At 41.9% G+C, this 22,633-nt stretch carries 19 protein-coding genes; 8 read left to right on the top strand and 11 right to left on the bottom strand.

Annotated elements, in window-relative coordinates; genetic code table 11:
- Positions 1-10: 10 nt before the first annotated feature.
- The gene (locus MHN81_RS20295) at positions 11-556 is read right to left on the bottom strand and encodes a cytochrome b (RefSeq protein WP_023398341.1); all 546 of its coding nucleotides are present in this window, start codon (positions 554-556) and stop codon (positions 11-13) included.
- Between the two features lie 141 nt (positions 557-697).
- Here MHN81_RS20295 and MHN81_RS20290 point away from each other — a divergent pair, with 141 nt between their 5' ends.
- Positions 698-1,594, top strand: a complete 897-nt coding sequence (locus MHN81_RS20290; RefSeq protein WP_239426547.1) for a LysR family transcriptional regulator — start codon at positions 698-700, stop codon at positions 1,592-1,594.
- Between the two features lie 42 nt (positions 1,595-1,636).
- Here the strand turns inward: MHN81_RS20290 and MHN81_RS20285 are convergent, their stop codons facing one another.
- The 5 genes from MHN81_RS20285 to MHN81_RS20265 form a co-directional block, all read right to left on the bottom strand.
- The gene (locus MHN81_RS20285) at positions 1,637-2,059 is read right to left on the bottom strand and encodes a cupin domain-containing protein (protein ID WP_023398343.1); all 423 of its coding nucleotides are present in this window, start codon (positions 2,057-2,059) and stop codon (positions 1,637-1,639) included.
- A gap of 142 nt (positions 2,060-2,201) precedes the next feature.
- Entirely contained in the window at positions 2,202-3,758 is a 1,557-nt protein-coding gene (locus MHN81_RS20280; RefSeq protein WP_023398344.1) for a SulP family inorganic anion transporter, read from the bottom strand.
- A gap of 112 nt (positions 3,759-3,870) precedes the next feature.
- Positions 3,871-4,332 carry an Lrp/AsnC family transcriptional regulator gene (locus tag MHN81_RS20275; protein ID WP_023398345.1) on the bottom strand — a complete coding sequence of 154 codons (462 nt, stop codon included), beginning with the start codon at positions 4,330-4,332 and terminating at the stop codon, positions 3,871-3,873.
- Between the two features lie 47 nt (positions 4,333-4,379).
- A complete protein-coding gene (locus MHN81_RS20270; protein WP_023398346.1) occupies positions 4,380-5,021 on the bottom strand; it encodes an MBL fold metallo-hydrolase in 642 nt (213 codons plus the stop codon).
- A 1-nt stretch (position 5,022) separates the two neighbouring features.
- A complete protein-coding gene (locus tag MHN81_RS20265) occupies positions 5,023-6,819 on the bottom strand; it encodes a M14 family metallopeptidase (protein ID WP_239426546.1) in 1,797 nt (598 codons plus the stop codon).
- 135 nt (positions 6,820-6,954) lie between these two features.
- Here MHN81_RS20265 and MHN81_RS20260 point away from each other — a divergent pair, with 135 nt between their 5' ends.
- Positions 6,955-7,782: an SDR family oxidoreductase gene (locus MHN81_RS20260; protein ID WP_239426545.1), complete on the top strand. Its 828-nt coding sequence runs from the start codon at positions 6,955-6,957 to the stop codon at positions 7,780-7,782.
- A gap of 110 nt (positions 7,783-7,892) precedes the next feature.
- Here MHN81_RS20260 and rplT read toward each other — a convergent pair whose 3' ends face one another.
- From rplT to thrS, 4 genes are all read right to left on the bottom strand, one after another.
- The gene (gene rplT, locus MHN81_RS20255; RefSeq protein WP_023398349.1) at positions 7,893-8,252 is read right to left on the bottom strand and encodes a 50S ribosomal protein L20; all 360 of its coding nucleotides are present in this window, start codon (positions 8,250-8,252) and stop codon (positions 7,893-7,895) included.
- Positions 8,253-8,267: 15 nt separating this feature from the next.
- Positions 8,268-8,468: a 50S ribosomal protein L35 gene (rpmI, locus tag MHN81_RS20250; protein WP_023398350.1), complete on the bottom strand. Its 201-nt coding sequence runs from the start codon at positions 8,466-8,468 to the stop codon at positions 8,268-8,270.
- A 216-nt stretch (positions 8,469-8,684) separates the two neighbouring features.
- Entirely contained in the window at positions 8,685-9,248 is a 564-nt protein-coding gene (gene infC, locus MHN81_RS20245) for a translation initiation factor IF-3 (RefSeq protein WP_080672567.1), read from the bottom strand.
- Positions 9,249-9,309: 61 nt separating this feature from the next.
- Entirely contained in the window at positions 9,310-11,220 is a 1,911-nt protein-coding gene (gene thrS / locus MHN81_RS20240) for a threonine--tRNA ligase (RefSeq protein WP_023398351.1), read from the bottom strand.
- 235 nt (positions 11,221-11,455) lie between these two features.
- Between thrS and MHN81_RS20235 the strand changes: the two genes are divergently transcribed.
- The 3 genes from MHN81_RS20235 to MHN81_RS20225 all read left to right on the top strand — a co-directional run bounded on the left by MHN81_RS20235 (position 11,456) and on the right by MHN81_RS20225 (position 14,983).
- Entirely contained in the window at positions 11,456-12,457 is a 1,002-nt protein-coding gene (locus tag MHN81_RS20235) for an endonuclease/exonuclease/phosphatase family protein (protein WP_023398352.1), read from the top strand.
- 51 nt (positions 12,458-12,508) lie between these two features.
- On the top strand, positions 12,509-12,970 hold the full coding sequence (locus MHN81_RS20230; RefSeq protein WP_023398353.1) for a DUF3010 family protein: 462 nt from the start codon (positions 12,509-12,511) through the stop codon (positions 12,968-12,970).
- A gap of 168 nt (positions 12,971-13,138) precedes the next feature.
- Positions 13,139-14,983 carry an ABC transporter ATP-binding protein gene (locus tag MHN81_RS20225; RefSeq protein WP_239426544.1) on the top strand — a complete coding sequence of 615 codons (1,845 nt, stop codon included), beginning with the start codon at positions 13,139-13,141 and terminating at the stop codon, positions 14,981-14,983.
- Here MHN81_RS20225 and MHN81_RS20220 read toward each other — a convergent pair.
- The gene (locus MHN81_RS20220) at positions 14,967-15,569 is read right to left on the bottom strand and encodes a TetR/AcrR family transcriptional regulator (protein ID WP_023398355.1); all 603 of its coding nucleotides are present in this window, start codon (positions 15,567-15,569) and stop codon (positions 14,967-14,969) included. The genes MHN81_RS20225 and MHN81_RS20220 overlap by 17 nt on opposite strands.
- A gap of 317 nt (positions 15,570-15,886) precedes the next feature.
- On the opposite strand from MHN81_RS20220, the gene MHN81_RS20215 reads away from it, so the two are divergent.
- The 3 genes from MHN81_RS20215 to MHN81_RS20205 all read left to right on the top strand — a co-directional run bounded on the left by MHN81_RS20215 (position 15,887) and on the right by MHN81_RS20205 (position 22,305).
- Positions 15,887-17,062 (top strand): efflux RND transporter periplasmic adaptor subunit, encoded by a 1,176-nt coding sequence (locus MHN81_RS20215; protein WP_239426543.1) that lies wholly within the window; start codon positions 15,887-15,889, stop codon positions 17,060-17,062.
- Between the two features lie 5 nt (positions 17,063-17,067).
- On the top strand, positions 17,068-20,241 hold the full coding sequence (locus MHN81_RS20210; protein WP_023398357.1) for a multidrug efflux RND transporter permease subunit: 3,174 nt from the start codon (positions 17,068-17,070) through the stop codon (positions 20,239-20,241).
- 144 nt (positions 20,242-20,385) lie between these two features.
- Complete coding sequence (locus MHN81_RS20205; protein WP_239426542.1) at positions 20,386-22,305, top strand: diguanylate cyclase; 1,920 nt, start codon at positions 20,386-20,388, stop codon at positions 22,303-22,305.
- Positions 22,306-22,633: the final 328 nt, after the last annotated feature.

Below are 22,633 nucleotides of genomic sequence, written 5' to 3'. Positions count from 1 at the left end.
AATAAACTTTTTATTTAGATACTTTTAATATGCGGCTTAAACCGCCATCTTTATTGATAAATTGATGTTTTAGCGCAGCCATTATATGAATAGCTACAAACCCAATTAAACCCCATGCAAGCCAAAAATGTATATCACCTACAATATCTTCTTGATTATCAAAAGACCAAGGCACTGCTGGCACTTCAAATAGCTCAAATACACTGATTGGTTTACCGTCCGCTGTTGAGATAAAGTAACCACTCAATAGCAACAGCAACATCAAAAGATATAATACTTGATGACCAATCCGCGCCGCGAGCTGTTCTAACTTAGGTCCAGGTAACTCCTGTGGCTTAGTGTTTATATATCGCCACACAAAACGGAACAACCACAGCCCCATTAATATAATCCCTAATGACTTATGCAAATCTAGTGAGCCTTTATACCACGGGTCGTAATATGTTAACTCAACCATATACAAGCCAAGACCAAACATAAAAAAGATCGCCAGAGCCATTAACCAATGCATTGCGATACTTACCCAGCCATAACTCTGATTGCTGTTTTTCAGCATATGACACCTTACTTCTTTAAGTTACTGATCTTAGGTTACCGCGAAGCAGTCGAAAAGCATAGTGCATAAAGTAAAGAACTAATGTGCAAAAAACTATATACTCAGACACTAGACGAAGTTGAATAATTTATATTTATAATTATGCAAAAATTAAATTGGGATGATTTCAAAGTTGCTCACACCGTAGCAAAAGCGGGTTCCCTTGCCAAAGCTGCGGCACAATTAAGATGCAATCATACGACCGTATTACGCCATATTAACCGCTTAGAAGACGCACTCAACGTTAAATTATTTATCCGCCATCAACGGGGTTATCAACTCACTGATGCAGGTCATATTATGACTGAAACACTGGCAGATCTTGATACCCAATTTATTGCCTTAGAAGATAAATTGCAAAGCATTCAACAAGAGTTTAGCGGGAAAATCAGGATCACAACAGTGACATCATATTCAGCAATGCTTGCTCCGGCAATGCATCAGTTTAGAAAAGCCTACCCCAAAGTTAGAATAGAACTACTGGCAACTGACGAAGTTATTCCTGCGCAAAGTGGCAATATCCATGTAGCGCTCAGAGCCGGGCCAGAGCCCAAAGAGCCAGATCTTATTGCCCGTCATGTCCTATCACTCAAAATGGCGTATTTTGCATCGCAAGATTATGTCGCAGAGCATGGTCAACCAAAACATGAAAGCGATTTTAATAACTTTCATTGGCTTATGCCTGACAAAACTAAACACCATATCCCTTTCATCAATCAGGTTATTCAACATCTGCAAAATGAAAATATTGTTTATACCAGTAACCAGTTTCTTGACATACAATCTGCCGTTGTCAGTGGCATGGGGATCGGGCCACTGTCTGATAACGACGCCAAAAGATATTCAAACTTAGTCAGACTTGATCAGTGCCCCATGCTAAGTTCAGAAAATGTTGGTGCGCTTTGGTATACTTATCATAAGGACCTTAAACAAAACGCTAAAATACGTGCGTTATATGACGTTTTGGTTCAGCACACCCGCCACCTTGCCACTGGATAGCACATAAGTTTCTGATATTGAACAGGGCTAAGAAACCCCCATCTAATGCTTCTTCACCGTGATGGCTTTGCCCTGTTCACCTGCATAAAACACGATGATTCTGACATCCTCATCGCCAATCGCTTTGCCTTTGTGCCATTGGTGGACTAATTCAACAATCGGGTCACCGGCTTTTAATATTAACTGCTCTCCACTTTGTTTGGTGACATGCAGTTCTCCGGTAATTACGACGCCTGCATTGATCACTGGATGAAGGTGCAGTGGCAACTCTGTTCCAGCGGGTATGACAATATCCAGTACCGTAATTTCTGGTTTTCCAGATGGGTATGCTGGCAACTCTGTTCCGTCCCAACTTTGCGAAGTTTTGGTTAGCGTTTTTACGCTCACTTCCTTGCTAGATACAGCTGAAGTATTGCCTAATAAAAGAATCAAAGACAAGACCGTTAAAGATGACTTAATGCTCATAATACATGCTTAATTTATTTTAATTGACCTTACTTTAATCAACCTATTTTGATTTAGCCATGAGATTTTAAATAATTACGACTAATGCCTGAAAAACAAAAAGCCCGCTAAATGCGGGCTTTAAAATTAAGTAATGTAAAAATTACGCAAGTTTGTCTGAGGCAACCTTGTATTTTGGATCCTCAATAACGTTAATTTCTACCAAATCAGACGCTTTATCTAGCAACTGCTTACAGTCTTGGCTTAAGTGACGTAGATGTAACTTTTTGCCAGCTTTTGTGTATTTCTCTGCCAGAGCATCAATGGCTTCAATTGCACTGTGATCTGCAACACGGCTATATTTAAATTCAACAATAACGTCTTCAGGGTCATTCGCGATATCAAATAGCTCCGCAAAGTTCTTCACTGAACCAAAAAATAGTGGGCCATGTAACTCGTAAACTTTAGAACCGTCGTCATCAATATAGTTGTTGGTGTAGATATGTTTTGCGTGCTCCCATGCGAACACAAGTGCAGATACAATAACACCTACACAGACCGCTATTGCAAGGTCAGTGATAACGGTTACACCTGAGACTAATACAATAACAAATGCATCACTCTTAGGAATACGCTTCATCAAACGGAAACTAGACCATTCAAAAGTCCCTAGAACCACCATGAACATAACACCAACAAGTGCAGCAAGTGGGATCATCTCAATTAAGCTGGCAGCAAATAAAATGAAACCAAGTAATAGTAGTGCTGCTGTAATACCCGATAAACGGCTACGGCCACCAGAATTAATGTTTATCATAGATTGACCAATCATGGCACAGCCACCCATTGCACCAAACACACCACACGTTACATTTGCAGCGCCCTGACCAACACATTCACGGTTACTGTTGCCGCGAGTTTCTGTGATTTCATCAATAAGTGTTAATGTCAGTAATGATTCAATTAGGCCAATAGCAGCAAGAATTAGCGCATATGGGAAAATAATTTTTAGTGTTTCAAGGTTCCAAGGTACATCAGGGATATGGAACATTGGGAATCCACCAGCTATGGTTGCATCTGCATTGCCGCTCATATCTTTTAAGTAATCGAGTACGTTGCGTGCGTCTAAATCAAAGCCAATTACAATTCCTGTTACAACTAAAATCGCTGCTAAGCTTGATGGGATCGCTGTCGTCAATTTTGGTAAAAAATGAATGATAGCCATTGTTAATGCAACTAAACCAGCCATAATATATAGCTCTGCGCCTTGCATCCACTGTAAGGTGCCCGACTCATCCATTACTTTAAATTGACCTAGTTGAGCTAAAAATATAACAATGGCCAAGCCATTCACAAAGCCTAACATGACTGGGTGCGGTACCATTCGGATAAATTTACCCAATTTAAATATGCCCGCTAAAATTTGTAGAATACCCATCAATAGCACTGTCGCGAACAGGTATTCGACACCATGTTCAATCACAAGACTAACCATTACTACTGCAAGTGCCCCGGTAGCACCTGAAATCATTCCTGGACGACCACCAAAAATTGATGTGATCAATCCGACGATAAATGCTGCATATAAGCCAACCAACGGGTCAACTTGTGCAACAAATGCGAATGCGACCGCTTCTGGTACCAGTGCTAATGCAACTGTTAAACCTGACAGCACGTCGTTCTTAGCAGAGCTTGGCGCCTTGCCTATAAGATTAAACATTTATATCCCCAAGTGTTTTTACTACGACAGAAAAGCGCTGGATCCTAACAAAATCCAGCGCTTTTAACAAACATGATACATTATAGTGTTAATTTGAGATGTCTGTATGACACTAAATGATTGGTAATGCGGTTGAGCGTTTGACGCACGTCATGGTTACGTTAGAATGAACTTCTTGCACGTATTCAAGATTAAGTAAATTATCACGGACGAACAGCTCGTAGCCTTCAATGCCTTTAGAGACAATACGCAGCATAAAGTCCATTGTACCAGCCATGGTGTAGCACTCTGTCACTTCATCATAACTCATTATCAATTTTTCGAATTCAGCAAGGTTGCTACGCCCATGATTTGACAGTTTTACATGGGCATACACCAACATATCAAACCCAAGCTGTTTTTCATCTAACAGCGCAACTTTCCCTTTTATGAATCCATCTTGTTCCAATTTAGCGATGCGCCTCCAGCACGGAGATTGTGACAACCCTACTTTGTCTGCAATTTCAGCCGTGGACAAACTCGCATCTTGCTGTAACAACGCTAGTATCTGACGATCAACTTGATTTAATGACATATTTTTCTTTATATTTTAGTGTTAAATTTTACGCTATTCACGTTGCGTTACCCAAAACGACCGCTCATAAATGGGTTATTACGCTTCTCGTACCCTATTGTGGTATCTTCTCCGTGACCACTCATTACCCGAGTTTCATCACCTAAGGTAAAGAGCTTAGTTTCAATAGCGTGCTTAAGTTGTGCGGCATCTCCCTTAGGAAAATCAGTACGCCCCACAGAACCTTTAAACAGCACATCACCAACTAGCACTGTCGCACTTGCAGGTTCATAAAAAACTACGTGTCCTGGTGTATGCCCAGGACAGTGCCTAACTTGCAATTTTAGCTCACCTAATTTTACTACTTCTCCTTCGCTTAACCAGCGATTAGGTAAGAAAGCAGTATGAGGCGCAAACCCAAACATTTGAGCTTGCATAGGTAACTCGTCTAACCAAAACTTATCATCAATATGGGGACCAATAATTTCTACATCGAGCGATTGCGATATTACCTTACTCACTCCCACATGATCTAAATGCCCATGTGTTAAAAGCACAAATTCAACTTGTAAGTTGTTCTCTTTGACAACGGCAAGAATCTTTTCCGCGTCTCCACCTGGATCTACTATGGCAGCTTTTCCCGTTAAGTCGCAAGCGATAACTCGGCAGTTTTGCATAAATGGTGTAACTGGTATTGTGAAAACTTTCATGTTACTTCTTCGCATAAAACATCAGTACAGGGTATTTTAAATACGCTTGATCATAGTATGGTGTTTTTTCGTACAGCCATTCAAGCCTTTGTTTATCACTTTTAGCAAATGCTTTATCTTCCCGGATCTTTTTATCGAATGCCAAAGCAAGCTTAGGGCTCTCTTTTAACATTTTCCTAGCATATGGCTCAAGTGCATAATTTTCAACATATTCTGTTCGTTGGAAAATACTATGAAAATCACCCCATGCAAAAAACGAATCAGGCGCTGCAGGATGAAGCAAGTGTGTAACTAACTCTGAGTATGCTTGCTTCGTTGACACTTTTGTCCAACCAGAAAGAGATACTTCACTCTCGATCAGGTGATGATTGAATGTCGCGTCAACTCTAAAACGCCCTTCAAAGGGCATTTTAGCGAAACTATAGTCATCTACTTTAAGCTGAGTTAATCCTGTCATTGCATTGCCTTCGGCGAGTTTTTCAACTTCAATCCCATGCAGTTGAAGTTTTTCAACCAATGCCGCATATTGTGGAGGAATAAAATAAGCCTCCGGCACAGATACTTTTAGCTTAACTTCTTTTTGCCAGAAAACAGGGAGTTTTTCGTAGTGGATCGGCTCGCCCAGATATTTAACTTCTTTGTGGCCTGACAGTGCACTTTGAAAGCGTTTAAATTTTATCCCTTTAAAACTTACGAAATCAGGCTCTTTACTATACTCTCTTGAAACCACCAGCTCAGTTGGGTAGAAATGTTTTTCCGATTCGACCGCTTTTTCTAACGCCTTGTGTTGCTGTGACAGTGCATCTATCACGCCGTCGATAAAAACATAAGTCCCTAACACTCTTTGCTTATAGGGCTTTAATGAATGGTTTTCTACCAAGATAGTTGGCAACCCTTTAATATCCCCCCAGCCATTTGAAAACCTCGGAGAAGCAACCCATCCAGCGAGCCCTTTTTCAAGGTTTCTCTTATCCATCACAAATACAAGTGGGCCTGGGATATGGCCAAACTTTGACAGTTTTTCGTCAATAATGGGGGTAAACTGATCTTCTAACACCTTCGCAATGGCTGGCGAGTCGCTGGCAAAACTTGGGTTAAAGCCATAAGTGACATCGTACTGATAATCAGCGCCGTCGGTTACGTGTACATCAATATATAGCGCAGGATCGTAGTCATTAATGACCTTTAAGACCGCACGGACACCTGGTGTATCTAATTTAGTGTAATCACGATTAAGGTTTAAATTTTGGGCATTGGTTCTAAAACCCATAGTCAACGGGCCACGTTGATTTATGCGGTTAAACTCACTGCTTCGTTCATGACCATCCACGTTTAAAATAGGCACAAACAAGATATTGACTTTGCTCAAGATGTCGCGGCGCTTTCCAGTCGCAATATCTCTTAGCAGCATAAACATGGCATCTTTGCCATCTATTTCACCTGCGTGAATACCCGCTTGAATTAACACCGTCGGCTTATTATTATTTTTCATCATAGCTGGCGAAAACTGGCTACCTTCTACAGCCAACAGCATATTGATGTCTCTACCTTGGTCGCTTGTACCAATCTTTATTGATTGAAACTGAGTCGGGTTTGACGCCACTAATCGCTTGATAAATGCGTTTGTCTGTTCGTAATTCGGAGACTCCAATCCGCCACTTAACTCAAAGTCTGTTGTCAGAGGCCCATCTTGTTGCATTAAGCTTTGACTTTCCCCTTGCCAAGGCTGCAATGGAGGGAGATGACTATTCAAATTAAGTGTTGCAGAAAGCAGAACAATACCTAAACTCATAAACATTCTTTGTGTCTTTTTTGTATTAAGTTGATTATATCAATATTTTATTTAACGGCTTACAATGTGCGGTGATTCAACAAAAATTCACAGTTAAACGCACTAATGCGTCGCTAATTTAAGGAAAGTTTAACTAAACCAATGAGTAAAAGCATATTAATAACGGGGTGTTCTACCGGAATAGGATTATATTGTGCAAAAACCTTGCATAAATCTGGGTACAAAGTCATTGCCTCCGTGAGAAATCCAAAACACCTTGCTCAGTTTACAGAGCTCAATATCCCTTGTGTCTTACTTGATTTGTCAGATGAGGGATCAATACAAAAAGGATTCGAACAAGCGCTCCAATTATGTGATGGCCAATTGGATGTCTTATTTAACAATGGCGCCTACGGACAACCAGGTGCCGTCGAAGATTTACCTACGAATGTGTTAAGACAGCAATTTGAAGTTAACTTTTTTGGATGGCACACCTTAACGCGATTAGCGGTCTCCCATATGAGAACTATTGGACAAGGGCGTATCGTACAAAATTCATCTGTACTCGGTTTAGTGGCATTGCCCTACCGAGGTGCCTACAACGCGAGTAAATTTGCCCTGGAGGGATTAACCGACACACTCAGAATGGAGCTTGCCGACACTGACATTCAGATCAGCTTAATTGAGCCAGGTCCAATTTTGTCGGAATTTAGGAAAAATGCACGGCAGGCTTTCGAAGCACATATTGATATTACTGCTAGCCATCACAGTGCTGAATACCAAGCGCAGTTAACCAGGTTAAAGGCACAAACAGCACCGCAAAAATTTACGCTTGGCCCTGAGGCTGTGTATGATAAGTTGCTCCACGCCATTGAGGCGCCGAAAGCCAAACCCAGATACTATGTCACTTTTCCAACTTACTTAATGGGTTATTTAAAGCGGGTTTTAAGCTCAAGTTGGCTGGATAAGCTATTGCTTAAGAATCGTTGATAGATTTTTGGGAAGCGCAATTTGCTGACCAAATTGGAAAACAGTTAATTCAAAAAACTAAAAAAGGAGCCAAAGGCTCCTTTTTAACATCGCTTTACTTAATTAAAAAATTAAGCTGCAAGACCTTCTTTTGCTTTCTCTACTAGAGCAGTGAAAGCTACTTGGTCATATACTGCGATATCAGCTAGGATCTTACGATCGATTTCGATTGACGACTTTTTAAGGCCGTTAATGAAGCGGCTGTAAGATAGGCCGTTTTGACGTGCTGCAGCATTGATACGTGCAATCCATAGTTGACGGAAAGTACGTTTCTTAGCGCGACGGTCACGGTATGCATATTGACCAGCTTTAGTTACAGCTTGGAACGCTACGCGGTAAACACGTGAACGTGCTCCGTAGTAACCTTTAGCTTGCTTTAATACTTTTTTGTGACGTGCACGTGCGATAACACCGCGTTTAACTCTTGCCATTTCTGATATCCTCTATTAAGCGAATGGTAACATACGATCGATAAGACCTAGGTCATTCTTATGAACCATAGACTTAGCACGTAGGTGTAGTTTACGCTTTGAAGACTTCTTAGTCAGAATGTGACGAAGATGCGACTGTTTACGCTTGTAACCGCCTGAAGCAGTCTTTTTGAAGCGCTTTGCAGCACCTCTGTGTGTTTTTAGCTTATAAGCCATTGCAATAACTCCAAATGATATTGCGTTTAATATATGCAAGTAGGCGGATGCGAACATCTCTTTTAAGGCCCAGCTTACACCCTGTTCCGGTGAAGCAAAATGAAAACAAAATGCTTACTTATAACCGGTTAACACAGGTGACTTGAGATTAAAAATCTAAGTACTTTGTATACCTGTGCTAAATTCTTTCAAAAATCGGCGCGAATTATGCCTGACTTATGCTTTTTTTGCAATAGGTGCCATCATCATAACCATCTGGCGACCTTCAACACGATTCGGGAAAGACTCAACTTGAGCGATCTCTTCCAAATCTGCTTTTAAGCGATTAAGCATGTCGATTGCGATTTCTTGGTGAGCCATTTCACGACCACGGAAACGGATGGTGATTTTCGCCTTGTCGCCACCTTCTAAGAACTTGCGCAAGTTACGAAGTTTAACTTGGTAGTCACCTTCGTCAGTACCAGGACGGAATTTAATTTCTTTAACCTGGATCTGTTTTTGCTTTTTCTTCTGTTCTTTTTGTAATTTTGCTTTTTCAAAAACGAACTTACCATAGTCCATTACCTTAGCCACTGGTGGCTCAGCGTTTGGACTGATTTCAACAAGGTCTAAACCTGCGCTTTCTGCTTGCGCTAGCGCATCTCTCGTAGAGACAATGCCCGCTTGCTCACCTTCAGCATCGATTAAGCGAACTTCTTTCGCTGTGATTTCATCATTGATACGATTCTTTTGAGCAGTTGTTTGCCCTTTTTTGCCGCCTCTAATGGTACGTTCCTCCAAAAAATCCAAAATTAAACGTGCGGCACTGTTGTAAATATATTTGCCGCACGGGTTTCAAAAGTTAAGCTCTGTTTTTAATTTCTTCGCTAATTTTAGCGACAAAATCGTCTACAGAGAATTTGCCAAGGTCTTCGCCCTTGCGCGTTCTTACTGCTAGCTCTTGTTGCTCAACTTCTTTATCGCCAACAACAAGTAAATAAGGTATACGTTTTAAAGTATGCTCGCGGATTTTAAAGCCAATCTTCTCATTTCTCAAGTCAGCACAAGCTCTTATTCCAAGTTTATTTAGTTTTTGCACAACTTCTTGGACATAATCAGCCTGTTTATCCGTGATATTCATGATAACAACCTGTTTCGGTGCTAACCATGTTGGGAAGAAACCAGCATACTCTTCAGTTAAAATACCGATGAAACGTTCAATCGAACCTAAAATCGCTCTGTGGATCATAACAGGTGTTTTACGCTCGTTATTTTCAGCTACATATGTAGCACCCAAACGACCCGGTAACGCAAAGTCTAGCTGCACTGTGCCACATTGCCAAGCTCGCTCTAAGCAATCGTACAATGTGAACTCAATCTTAGGTCCGTAGAACGCACCTTCACCCGGTAGGTATTCAAACTCAATGTCATTAGACTTCAGCGCTTCAGCAAGTGCTGCTTCTGCTTTGTCCCACATTTCATCTTCACCGATACGCTTTTCAGGACGAGTAGAAAGTTTTACAACAATCTTTTCAAAACCAAACGTTTCATATGTATCGTAGACCATCTTGATACAAGATGATACTTCATCCATGATCTGCTCTTCTGTACAGAATACATGGGCATCATCTTGTGTAAAGCCACGAACACGCATAAGGCCGTGTAGTGCACCTGATGGCTCATTACGGTGACAACAACCAAACTCAGCCATACGAAGCGGTAAATCACGGTATGACTTCAGGCCTTGGTTAAAGATTTGTACGTGGCCTGGGCAGTTCATTGGTTTGATAGCATATTCACGCTTTTCAGACTCTGTGGTGAACATTGCATCTGAGTATTTATCCCAGTGACCAGACTTTTCCCAAAGCCCTCTGTCCATCATCAATGGGCCTTTTACTTCTTCGTAGTCGTACTCACGTAATTTTTCACGTACAAAGTCTTCTAGCTCACGGTATATGCTCCAACCGTCGTTGTGCCAAAATACCATGCCTGGCGCTTCTTCTTGCCAGTGCCATAGATCTAGCGCTTTACCAATTTTACGGTGGTCGCGTTTTTCAGCTTCTTCTAAACGTTTTAGGTAGGCTTTTAACTGCTTTTTATCTGCCCAAGCGGTTCCGTAGATACGCTGAAGCATTTTGTTATCTGCATTACCACGCCAATATGCGCCTGCCACCTTCATAATTTTGAAGTGTTGACAGAACTTCATGTTTGGTACGTGAGGACCACGACACATGTCAACGTATTCTTCGTGATGATATAAACCCGGACGGTCATCTTTAGCAACATTCTCGTCTAAGATTTCCATCTTGTAACTTTCACCGCGAGATTCAAATGTGTCTCGAGCCTCTTGCCAGCTTACTTTCTTTTTAACAACATCGTAGTTTGTTTTTGCAAGCTGTAACATGCGCTTTTCAATAGCATCAAGGTCCTCTTGAGTTAATGAATGCTCCATGTCGATGTCATAATAAAAGCCATTGTCGATAGTTGGACCTATCGCCATTTTAGCTTCAGGGAAAAGTTGCTTAACCGCGTGGCCAATTAAGTGCGCACAAGAGTGACGAATAATCTCTAAACCATCTTCGTCCTTTGCGGTAATAATTTCAAGATTGGCATCTTGTTCAATGATGTCACATGCATCTACACGCTCACCATTAACACGGCCGGCGATCGTTGCTTTTGCAAGACCTGGGCCGATGTCTTTTGCAACATCAAGAGTAGAAACAGGGTTTTCGAAAATACGCTGACTGCCGTCAGGAAGAGTAATTACTGGCATTTTTAATCCTATTTACAGTGGTGACACCTACGCCGCGTCACATGTATCTATTATCAATTTTAAGTGTTAGTGTTGCCCATCAACGCTTTTACGAATAAGCATTGGTTATTCAGTGATATGCTAAATTTGACTGGGGTCTTTCAATCCTGGCGCTATTGTGACCTGATGCGTGACGAGTTGCAAGGAAAAGACTAAGATAAAATAGTCGTTATTAATGGAAAATTGAGGGAATTATATGGAGCAGCGAACAACATTCAAATTTGCGTCATTCAATCTTTTGAATTTTGCAGAGCCTCCGTATGCATTTTACCAACCTGAAGAAATGTACTCTGACACTCAATGGACCACTAAAACACAGTTTATCACAGGGCTGATCCAACACATTGACCCCACTGTTATCGTATTTCAAGAAGTGTTCAATCCAGACACTCTCGCATCACTGTGTGAAGATTTAGGGCTCACTCACTTTGCCACGGTGGATTCACCTAAGCCAGATGCTGTCTACTCCAATGTACTTTTTAACCCAGTTGTAGCAATCGCATCTAAACTGCCATTTAAACAGTGTAAACCGTTAGAGCCCAGCCACGAGTTGTTAGAATATTTAAATAACCTCGCCCACTTCAAATTCAACCGGACTCCGATAAAGTGTACATTTGAATTAGATGATTTTGGCTTATTAACCCTCTACGCTGTTCACTTTAAGTCCCAAAGAGTTCATTCAATGGCCCAGTTGCTCGGCGACCCCGACCAAGAAGACCCTTTCTTAACCATGCTCAACCAAACAGTCGGCGCAATGCAGTCTCAAATATCGCGCTCTCTTGAAGCCTCCATTGTGTATTACGATGCATTAAAAACACAGCGAGAAAAAAACTCAGCGACTTTAGTGATGGGTGATTTTAACGCTCATATTACAAGCCCAGCGCTGTCGTTTATGACTGAGCAATTCCCCATTGCAAGTGAATCCAGTTTGATTGAAAGCGTCGGCCTGTATGAGAGCTTTGCAATTGCTGACAATCAACCTGAACTAGGCATCAAACCCCCGACTCACTACTTTCAGGGAGAAGGTAATGTATTGGACTACATTTTAACGTCCAAAGAGTTTTCTCCTCGTCACCCTAGTTCGCAGGTCAATTCACTAACTTATCACAATTACGCCAGCCACTTGGACCCAAAAAGAGATGAAGAGGACATTAGATATTCAGATCATGCAGCAATTGCGATAGAAATTACAATTTAACAAAAAAGCTATGCTATTATCCCTGCCATTAGGTATAGATTGGAAAATACAATGAGAACATTAGGTGTTGAAATTACCGGCAGCGAAGCGATGCTTTGTCTTTTAACGAAAGAAAGTGACGTTTTTGATATTAGGGATATTCGACAAACTCGTTTCACTTTGCCAAATATTGGCCAAGATCATGAAGCAATGCGCAAGTTTCACTTCGACTTGTCAAAACTTGTGGAAGACTACCAAATTGATACTATCGCGATTCGTCAAAGAGCGCATAAAGGCAAGTTTGCAGGTAGTGCTGCTGGTTTCAAAATGGAAGCGGCTTTACAATTAATTCCAAATACAGAAGTTCACCTTTTAAATGCAACTGAAGTAAAAGAACAACTTAAGCGTAACCCTGTGCCTGTTGACTATGAAGAGACAGGTTTGAGAAAGTACCAACAACAAGCGTTTACAAACGCCTATGTACTTATCATGCGCAAAACTTACGGCCACGATGTAGAAGACGAACAAGCTTAAGTATTACGCCTTAAACGATGGTGGGTGACCTTGCTCACCGTCGAAATCTTACTCCCCCATTTACACACTTCTCTTTTTTTAAAATACACTTAAAGACATTAATTTCTGTCAATGTCCGTAATCTTATATATGGTTAATAAGACACTTGGGCATTTATAAGGACATTTAATGTATAAGTTGTTTGAAAAAATTACCAACCCATTTCCAAATCGCAATGCGGATCAACCTCCCAATTCGCTCTATGCCTTCTGTCGTCATTACAGCCGAGGCATGGAATACCCACTTATTATTATGTCTATATGTGCTGCATCGCTAGCGACGTTAGAAGTCGTGTTATTCAGCTTTATGGGAACGCTGGTAGATTGGATGCAAACCATGAGTCCATCCCAACTTTTGAGCAACAAAAGTGAGGCCTTGATTGCGATGGCTGGAATAACCGTCATTGGTATCCCAATATTGGTATTTGTGCATAGCGCATTTTTGCATCAGAGCTTACTCGGTAACTACCCCATGTCTATTAGGTGGCTTGCTCATCGCTATTTATTGAAACAGAGTATGTCGTTTTATCAAGACGACTACGCAGGCAGAATCGCAACGAAGCTCATGCAGACCTCATTGGCCATAAGAGAAGCCGTAATGAAGTTGCTAGACGTATTGGTATACATCGTGGTGTATTTTGGTGCCACATTGGTACTGATAGGCAGTAGCGACCTCTATTTATTATTGCCGCTTTTTGTTTGGTTACTGCTTTACATCGGATTACAGTTTTATTTTTTACCACGTCTCAAGCAAGTCGCTGCGGAACAAGCCAATGCTCGCTCTGAAATGACCGGACGTATTGTTGATAGCTATACCAATATCTCAACTGTAAAACTTTTTTCTTACACTCGCCGTGAGGAACACTATGCTAAAAGCAGCATGGATGTGTTCATGCAACCGGTTTACCGCCAAATGCGCCTAGTAACCAGTCTCAATGTCTGTATTCAAGCTTTGAACTATTTATTAGTTTTCACCATTGCTGCACTCTCTTTATACCTTTGGTCGCAAAACGTCATTTCTGCTGGCGAGATTGCCATTGCAATTAGTCTGTCCCTAAGACTTAATGGTATGTCTCAATGGATCATGTGGGAAATTAGCAGCTTATTTGAAAATATAGGCACAGTAGTCGACGGTATGAACACCTTGTCACGACCAGTTGAGGTAACTGATAGTCCAAATTCGAACGAGCTTATCGTGACCGCTGGCGCCATCAGCTTTGACAACGTAACTTTTGCTTACAAGCGCCATGATGAGAATTTACCTAACAATGTCTTCTCATCTCTTTCATTAAAGATTAAAAGCGGTGAGAAAATAGGCATTGTTGGGCGCTCTGGATCAGGTAAATCAACGCTCGTAAACCTGCTGTTGCGGTTTTACGATATTCAAAATGGGGCTATTTCTATAGATGGGCAAAATATCAATGATATAACCCAAGAAAGTTTAAGAAAGCAAATTGCGATGGTGACACAAGATACTGCTCTGTTGCATCGCAGTATTAGAGATAACGTTTTGTACGGCAGACCAGACGCTACTGAGCAAGAGCTAATGCAAGCCATTTCTAAGGCCCAAGCCGATACTTTTATCAAAGATCTCGAAGATAGCCATGGGAATCAAGGCTTAGAAGCACAAGTTGGTGAACGCGGCGTGAAGCTCTCTGGTGGTCAACGGCAGCGCATAGCTATTGCCAGAGTGCTGCTAAAAGATGCCCCAATATTAATTCTCGACGAAGCTACCTCTGCCTTGGACTCCGAGTCAGAGCATGCCATTCAAACCAGCTTAGATGAGCTAATGCAACAAAAAACAGTTATTGCCATCGCGCATCGACTATCAACCATAGCGCAAATGGACCGACTAATTGTGCTAGAGCAAGGCGTCATCGTCGAACAAGGTTCTCATCGAGAGTTGCTGGCAAAAAATGGCATCTATGCAAAGCTCTGGGCTCACCAAACAGGCGGCTTTATTGGCGTGGATTAACACCACCACAAAACAGTTTACACGCCTGCTCTATAAAGGTTGCAAGTTGCTGCTCATCAACTGGTGGTTGCCATCGAATTGCCATCTCCCAAAAGGTAAGCCTTTTTAAGCCACCCCAGAAAAAAGCAGCTGCAAAGTGTGCGTCATGGTCTCCCAAACACCCAGCCAATGACGCTTCTTCAAACCACACCACCATAGAATGCTCACAGTGGCTAAATTTTTCGTTGAGGCGTTTAGCCTGCGCTTCACTGCGCATAGATTCAATCATCACAATTCGAGAAAGTCTTATATAATCGGGGTCACAGAGTAAGCCAACCACACTTGATGCAAGATGTTTTAGCTGAACTTCAAAGTCATAATTTGGAATAAATTGAATTGCTGTTAGAGGCTCTATTCTCTCAATAAGTAAAATAACCACTGCATCAAACAAAGCTTCTTTGTTGGGGTAATGTTTATATAAAGTCCGTTTTGATACTTCCGCTTTTTGGCAAATCGCCTCCATAGTTGTTGCTTGCAACCCCATAAGCGCAAACTGATCTATCGCAGCACTCAGTATTGCTTGCTGCTTGGCTGACAATTGCGTCATCAATCTTTCTCTCTTTTGATAATTAACATAAGTTTAACTAAAAATCGGGACAATAAAAAGTACACGATACCGTTTATATTTATTCCAAAAAGTACACGGAGCCGTTTACCTTCAAATTAAATAAGTATACACTAGCGTTTACTTGTATAATTGTCGAGTTTATAACCTTAGCTTTGGTGTGAGGAAGGTATGACATGACAAAGTAACCACTAATTTATCCAGTGGAATATTTTATACAAGGCAGTAAGCTAAACTGTTATTATTGATTTAATGCAGCGGTTTAGAAAGCACGATATTAAATAGGATTTGGAGTGTTCATGTATCCAGCATCATTCAAAAGCAAAGTTAAACACCTCTCTTTGGCATTACTTGCCGCAGGTACATTAAGTGCTTGCTCGGAAGCACCACAGCAACAGGCCGGTTTTGGTATGCAACCTGCTAATGTCAGTGTTACACACGTTTCGACGCAAAGTGTACCATTTAACATCGAATTACCAGCAACTCTTCTAGGTGACAAAGAAGTCGAAATCCGCGCCAGAGTACCCGGGCTAATTGAGTCAAGAAACTTTGACGAAGGCCAATATGTAAAGGCGGGTCACTCACTCTTTACCATTGAACTTAAACCTTTTGAGCTTGAATTAGAAAAAGCACAAGCAGATTTGCATGCGGCAGAAGCCAATGTTGCCCAGGCAAAGCGAGAGAAAGACAGATTAGAAAGACTGAAAGATGAGCGCTCAGTATCGAAGCGAGACTTCGACAATGCAGTGTCAGCTTACGATATTTCTTTAGCAAACTTAGAATCTGCAACAGTAGCGCTCAATGAAGCAAAACTTGACTTAGAATATGCGCAGGTTAAAGCTCCGGTATCTGGCATTATTGGTCGAGAAAGAGAATCTCAAGGCAGCTATGTTTCAGGTCCAACCGTATTACTCACAGAATTAACGGACACCAGCGTAATGCGCGCGCGCTTCGGTTTTTCAGAACGCGAACAGCTCGCTATGCGAAAAGATGTTGAGCTTGGCAAGCTGACTCTACCGAATAACAATGAGTTTGACGCGACCATCATTTTGCAAGACGGCTCAACTTACTCTCAGCAAGGCAAAGTAAATTTCTCTGATGTCAGGGTTAACCGCTTCACAGGTACCTCAGAGCTTCAAGCCAGAATAGCTAACCCTAATGGTGAGCTACGACCTGGCCAGTTTGTGCGAGTACAACTGAGTGGTGCAATTAGAAATGAAGCGATTGTAGTCCCTCAAAGAGCCGTATTGGACAATGGCACAGGTAAATTCGTTTATGTGGCAGCTGATAATGAACAAGGGATGAAAGTTGCACTTCCTGCCCCTGTAGAAGTTGGAGAATGGGTGAACTTGAATGGCCAAAACATGTGGGTTATTCGTTCAGGTCTACAACCAGATCAACCAGTCATTATCGAAGGTATGGCGCGTATTTTCTTTCCAGGCATGCCAGTAAATATAGCGGCTGAAGGAGAATAAGCCCTATGTTTTCAAAATACTTTATAGATAGGCCTATTTTTGCCTTTGTGATCTCAATCGTGATTGTGCTAGCCGGCCTCGCAGCTATGCGTACCCTGCCCGTTGCGCAATACCCTGAGATCTCTCCGCCACAAGTACAGGTCACCGCCGTATATCCAGGTGCATCTGCCGATGTCCTAGAACAAACGGTTGCCGCGCCAATTGAGAATGCCATCACTGGCGTTGAAGGCATGATGTATATGGAGTCGATCAGCAGCAGTTCTGGCGCTACGACTATTACGGTGACATTTGAAATTGGCACTGATGTAGATCAAGCCGCTGTTGATGTTAATAACCGAGTTAAACAAGTCGAAGCCCGTTTGCCGGAAGAAACTCGTCGTCAAGGTGTTGTCGTTGCTAAAGGCTCTTCAAGCTTTTTACAAGTTCACGCTTTCTACTCGCCTGACAATAGTCGTTCGAGCCTGTGGACTTCCAACTACGTCACAATGAACATCTTGGATAATATTAAGCGTATCCCTGGCACAACAAATGTGCAGATATTTGGTGCGCGTGATTATGCAATGCGAGTTTGGCTAAGACCTGACATCATGAGTCAGTTGAAAGTTACCGTAGAAGAAGTGACTAGTGCTATTCGTGAACAAAACTCACAATATGCGGCAGGCAGCATTGGCGCAACACCCACTTCAGCGAGCCCTCAAGAACTGGTCTACAGTGTCACAGCACAAGGACGACTCTCAACACCAGAAGAATTCGACAATATAATCATTCGAGCTAACACTGACGGTTCAACATTACGTTTAAAAGATATTGCACGTGTTGAACTTGGCTCAAAAGATTACAACTTTAACGGTACTATCAACGGTAAAGACGCTGTACTACTTGGTATATTTTTACAACCTGGCGCAAATGCTCTAGACGTCGCGAAGGAAGTTGAAGCTGAAATTGAATCCCTCAAAGCGCAGTTTCCACAGGGTCTTTCGCACATTAATTCTTATGACACAACGCGTTTTGTTGAAGTTTCTATTCGCGAAGTATTGATCACACTGGGTGAAGCAATGGTGCTAGTTTTCCTAGTGGTTTATCTATTTTTGCAAAACTGGCGTGCAACTTTAATCCCAACACTGGCGGTGCCTGTATCACTACTTGGCACATTTGCTGGCCTCTATATGCTCGGTTACTCAATCAACACCTTAACCCTGTTCGGCATGGTATTGTCAATTGGTATCGTCGTCGATGATGCCATAGTGGTATTAGAAAACGTTGAACGGATCATGCATGAGCAGCACGTAAGCGCCAGAGAAGCAGCCTATAAAGCTATGGAAGAAGTCAGTGGCCCAGTTGTTGCCATCGTACTGGTATTGTGTTCCGTATTTATCCCGATTGCGTTTCTGGGCGGGTTAACGGGCGAGCTATTTAGACAGTTTGCGATCACGATTTCAATTTCGGTCAGTTTATCAGGTGTCGTTGCCTTGACAATGACTCCAGCACTTTGCGTACTTATCCTAAAACACGAGCATAAGCAAACTGCCCGCTTCTTCTTGTGGTTTAATGACTGGTTTACGCGTATGACAGGCAAATATGTTGGGTCGGTCAGTTTCATGATCCGCCGCGGTGCATTAGGCTTTTTACTTATGTCTGCGATGGTCGGTGCGACTCTCTTTATGTGGCAAAAAACGCCAGGCTCTCTTGTTCCTGACGAAGATCAAGGGTTTTATATCAGTGCCGTATTTTTACCTGATGGCACCTCTTTAGAAAGAACCACTGAAGTCACAAAACAAGTTATCGAAGCAGCACAGTCTAACCCGGCTAATGAGAATGTTGTTGCGTTCACAGGCTTTGATTTCTTGGGCGGCGGTTACAAAAATAATGCCGCTACGCTCTTCATCACTCAAAAACATTGGGATGAACGTGAGGTAGACACTAAATCTTTGGTTGGTGAGTTATTTATGAAAACCGCACACATCAAAGAAGCACTCGTACTGGCATTTAACCCCCCTGCAATATTTGGTTTGGGTAGCACTGGTGGGTTTGAGTTCTACTTGCAAAATAAAACCGGAGCGGATCCTGAAAAGCTAAAACAAGGCATGCAATTAATGATGAATGCCGCTCAGCAAAGTCCAATTTTAGGGGGCTTGCAAACGCTTTGGCGAGCTGATGCGCCACAGCTCAAAGTTCATATGGACAGAGAGCAAGCACGTGCTATGGGTGTCAATATCAATTCGGCGTTTAACGCGCTTGCTGCAAACCTAGGTAACTACTACGTCAATGACTTCAATAAGTTTGGTCGTTCATGGCAGGTCATTATGTCCGCCGAAGCACAATTTAGAATGACACCGCAAGATGTTGGTCGCATTTACGTTAAAAATAACCAAGGTGATATGGTTCCAATTTCAGCCTTCACGGATATTGAGTTTTCTAGAGGCCCAGAAAGCCTACACCGCTACAATAACTTATCTGCTGTAAAGCTGATGGGTAACGCAGCACCAGGATACAGCTCGGGACAAGCCATCGCGGAAATTGAACGCATCGCAGCAGAAGTGTTACCACCTGACATGACCTTTGAGTGGACGGCATCTGCTTTCCAAGAAAAGCGTAGCTCAGGCACAACTGGACTTGCGTTAGGGCTTGCGGTTGTCATGGTCTTCTTAATATTGGCAGCACTTTATGAACGATGGTCTCTGCCTATTTCTGTGCTACTTGCACTTCCTTTTGGTACTTTTGGTGCACTGGTTTCGATTTGGATTGCAGGCTTAACGAATGATGTTTATTTCCAGATTGGTCTAGTTACCCTGCTAGGTCTTGCGAGTAAAAATGCCATTCTAATAGTTGAATACGCCTTGATGAAGCATCAACAAGGTTGGAGTGCTAGTGCAGCAGCTCTCGAAGCGGCAAGGCTAAGATTCCGACCTATCATTATGACATCAATGGCCTTCATCTTAGGTGTTGTACCTCTAGTATTAAGCTCAGGAGCGGGCGCGGGGGCACGACATAGTGTGGGCACAGGCGTCATGGGCGGCATGATGGCCGCAACCTTCCTAGCAGTGTTTTTTGTTCCTCTGTTTTTCTATTGGCTAACCACCAGAAAATTGACAGAAAAGCGGTCAAAACAAGAGCTTGCCAATGAGATAGCAACACACCACAAACGAGATCATACCGATACACAGGAAGACCTCGCTTAAGTTTCAAACATAAAAAATGCCAGTAAAACTGGCATTTTTTATTTCTGCAGCTTCTCGATTACAAATCATAACACCTTAATGGCTGTAAAAACGCCAAACTATTATGTTATTATTCGCAATTATTTACTCCCAAAGGCTATCTCTTTGCGTTTTTATGTTGCTCTAGTACTGTCTCTCATTTTAATTGGCGCTCCATCGGTTTACAGCTCTACCCAAAATACTTGGCAACAAACCTACGATATACTTCGCGCAAAAAACACTCGTACTGCATTTGATTACTTAATAGAACAAGTCAAAATTACGCAGCCCAGCGCAAAACGTGTCTATATCGGAGCAACACTGACTCGAACGGCCTTAGCACTTAAGCAAGAAGCAACCTTAAACACCCTCATTGAATATGATAACAGTGAGTACGATGTTATTTTGCAACATCTCGTTATGGCCTTAATAAGTGCACATAATAATGAATACGAGCAGACTATGCTTGCTTTTAAGCAAGCTATAACACGCGCGTACACCATAGAGGATCCAGCACTCACTGCAACTGTCGAACTCTTTTATATCAATGCAAAAATCACATTAGCGAACTACATTCAACTAGGCCATCATATCCAAGAGGTGGAGCGCTATGCTAACGTACTGGAAAAACCATTCTGGGGCTTAAATGCATTACAAAATGCAAAGGCGTTGAACGCTAACTTTTTAGGGGATCATGCGTTAGCAATTGAGATGTATCAAAAAGTTATTGCCAACTCAAAATATGAAGGAAACAAGGCCCCCTATTACAATAACCTTGCCCTCACATATCTAGAAATTGGAAATTATAACGATGCCACAAAGTATTTGGAAAAGGCATTGATGCTCAGAAAAGCCCAAAAAAACCAATTTAAAGTCGCTTTGGCCATGCTCAATTTGGGGATTGTTGCCAATAAAGCAGGAAATTATGACCTCTCACTGCAATGGTTAGATAAGGCGTATCAATACTACGTACAGTTTGATAATCCCTATCGTCAAGCCTACGCTCTCGTCCAAAAAGCCAAAGTATATACCAACACGGCAAAAACTAAACTCGCCACACAAGCCTTGGAGCTCGCGCTGTCAAAAATTAGCATGTCGAATAACATTAATTTGATCACTGATATAAGACTACAGGCTGCAGAAAATATGCGTGCACTTGGCCAAATAGAGAAAGCTGTTCAGCAAGCAACACAAGCTAAAGACCTATCTCAAAACGTCAGCGACAAAACTCACCTGATCCAAAGTTTAGAACTTTTGTCAGATTTGTATGCTCAGCAATCAAACTTCGAACAAGCTTATACATTGCAAAAGCAACTCATTGCTGAAAAAGAACAATTTAATAGCCAAAGAGCGATGCAAGCAATGATTGCACTCGAGTCAGAACTTGAAGTGACTGCACAACAGTTAGAAAATATTCGCTTAGAAAAACACAATAATTTGCAATTGGACCAAATCTCTCAGTTAGAGGAGCGACAACAGTTCCAAGCAATTATAATTTTGTTTTCGCTGCTACTTCTGTTCATTAGTTTGCGCGGGTACTCAAAACACAAATACCGAGCGCAACACGACAACCTAACCGGCGCTTTGAATCGCAGTGCATTTTTATCTGTGGTCTCACGTACTAACTTGCCGGCAATTGGCAAACAGCACTGCCTTGTATTGTTCGACTTAGATCACTTTAAACAAGTCAATGATGTGTATGGACACCCAACAGGAGATCGTGCATTAAAACAAACAGCAATGCTGGCAAAAGAGTTTTTCGGTAGCAACGCACTTTTATCTCGTTTTGGCGGGGAGGAGTTCATGCTGTTTCTTCCAAACTTAGCGCGTTCAAGTTGTGTCGATATTATTGAGCAATTCAGAGTGCAACTTAGCAACACCCCAATAGAGACAGAATCTGGAGAAGAAATTAACATTACTGCAAGCTTTTCGAGTTACTACTATCAAAACTCTCCTCAAAGCCTAGACAAGATTTATAGCAAACTCGATGTAGCGCTTTATCAAGCTAAGAAGTCTGGCAGAAATCGCGTGGTGTGCGCACTCTAGCTTTTTTAACGACAAATAAGGCTTAGTGTTTATGACTCATGTCACATAGATGATAAATCAGGCTGCTTGACATTGTTATTGTTTCCTTGTGAGAAAAGGAGAAACGATGAAAATTACGCAACAAACACCCTATCAAAAGTTATCTCTACAACATTGGTTTGGCACTTATGAACATTTAAAGTAGAAAGTAAATGGTGGTTGCCCAATTCCAATTCGTTGGGCCTTGACTACCTATGACACATCACAAGGCGATGTACATAGTTAAAAACTATAATTGACTGTGTTGATATAAAAACGGGTTGAGCACTTAAATTTACTCAACCCGAAA

It is taken from the genome of Pseudoalteromonas sp. Of7M-16, from assembly GCF_022347805.1.
GTDB lineage: Bacteria > Pseudomonadota > Gammaproteobacteria > Enterobacterales > Alteromonadaceae > Pseudoalteromonas > Pseudoalteromonas luteoviolacea_F.
The sequence above is the reverse complement of the archived record's forward strand: the minus strand, read 5'-3'. Positions and strand labels throughout refer to the sequence as shown.

What these genes read in the sequence shown, in the direction of transcription:
- thrS (WP_023398351.1), bottom strand. Translation starts at nt 11,220, where the DNA reads ATGCCAGTAATTACTCTTCCTGACGGCAGTCAGCGTATTTTCGAAAAC.
- MHN81_RS20280 (WP_023398344.1), bottom strand. Translation starts at nt 3,758, where the DNA reads ATGTTTAATCTTATAGGCAAGGCGCCAAGCTCTGCTAAGAACGACGTG.
- MHN81_RS20235 (WP_023398352.1), top strand. Translation starts at nt 11,456, where the DNA reads ATGGAGCAGCGAACAACATTCAAATTTGCGTCATTCAATCTTTTGAAT.
- MHN81_RS20265 (WP_239426546.1), bottom strand. Translation starts at nt 6,819, where the DNA reads ATGTTTATGAGTTTAGGTATTGTTCTGCTTTCTGCAACACTTAATTTG.
- MHN81_RS20260 (WP_239426545.1), top strand. Translation starts at nt 6,955, where the DNA reads ATGAGTAAAAGCATATTAATAACGGGGTGTTCTACCGGAATAGGATTA.
- MHN81_RS20295 (WP_023398341.1), bottom strand. Translation starts at nt 556, where the DNA reads ATGCTGAAAAACAGCAATCAGAGTTATGGCTGGGTAAGTATCGCAATG.
- MHN81_RS20225 (WP_239426544.1), top strand. Translation starts at nt 13,139, where the DNA reads ATGTATAAGTTGTTTGAAAAAATTACCAACCCATTTCCAAATCGCAAT.
- MHN81_RS20230 (WP_023398353.1), top strand. Translation starts at nt 12,509, where the DNA reads ATGAGAACATTAGGTGTTGAAATTACCGGCAGCGAAGCGATGCTTTGT.
- MHN81_RS20285 (WP_023398343.1), bottom strand. Translation starts at nt 2,059, where the DNA reads ATGAGCATTAAGTCATCTTTAACGGTCTTGTCTTTGATTCTTTTATTA.
- MHN81_RS20275 (WP_023398345.1), bottom strand. Translation starts at nt 4,332, where the DNA reads ATGTCATTAAATCAAGTTGATCGTCAGATACTAGCGTTGTTACAGCAA.
- MHN81_RS20290 (WP_239426547.1), top strand. Translation starts at nt 698, where the DNA reads ATGCAAAAATTAAATTGGGATGATTTCAAAGTTGCTCACACCGTAGCA.
- MHN81_RS20270 (WP_023398346.1), bottom strand. Translation starts at nt 5,021, where the DNA reads ATGAAAGTTTTCACAATACCAGTTACACCATTTATGCAAAACTGCCGA.
- rplT (WP_023398349.1), bottom strand. Translation starts at nt 8,252, where the DNA reads ATGGCAAGAGTTAAACGCGGTGTTATCGCACGTGCACGTCACAAAAAA.
- MHN81_RS20215 (WP_239426543.1), top strand. Translation starts at nt 15,887, where the DNA reads ATGTATCCAGCATCATTCAAAAGCAAAGTTAAACACCTCTCTTTGGCA.
- MHN81_RS20210 (WP_023398357.1), top strand. Translation starts at nt 17,068, where the DNA reads ATGTTTTCAAAATACTTTATAGATAGGCCTATTTTTGCCTTTGTGATC.
- MHN81_RS20220 (WP_023398355.1), bottom strand. Translation starts at nt 15,569, where the DNA reads ATGACGCAATTGTCAGCCAAGCAGCAAGCAATACTGAGTGCTGCGATA.
- rpmI (WP_023398350.1), bottom strand. Translation starts at nt 8,468, where the DNA reads ATGGCTTATAAGCTAAAAACACACAGAGGTGCTGCAAAGCGCTTCAAA.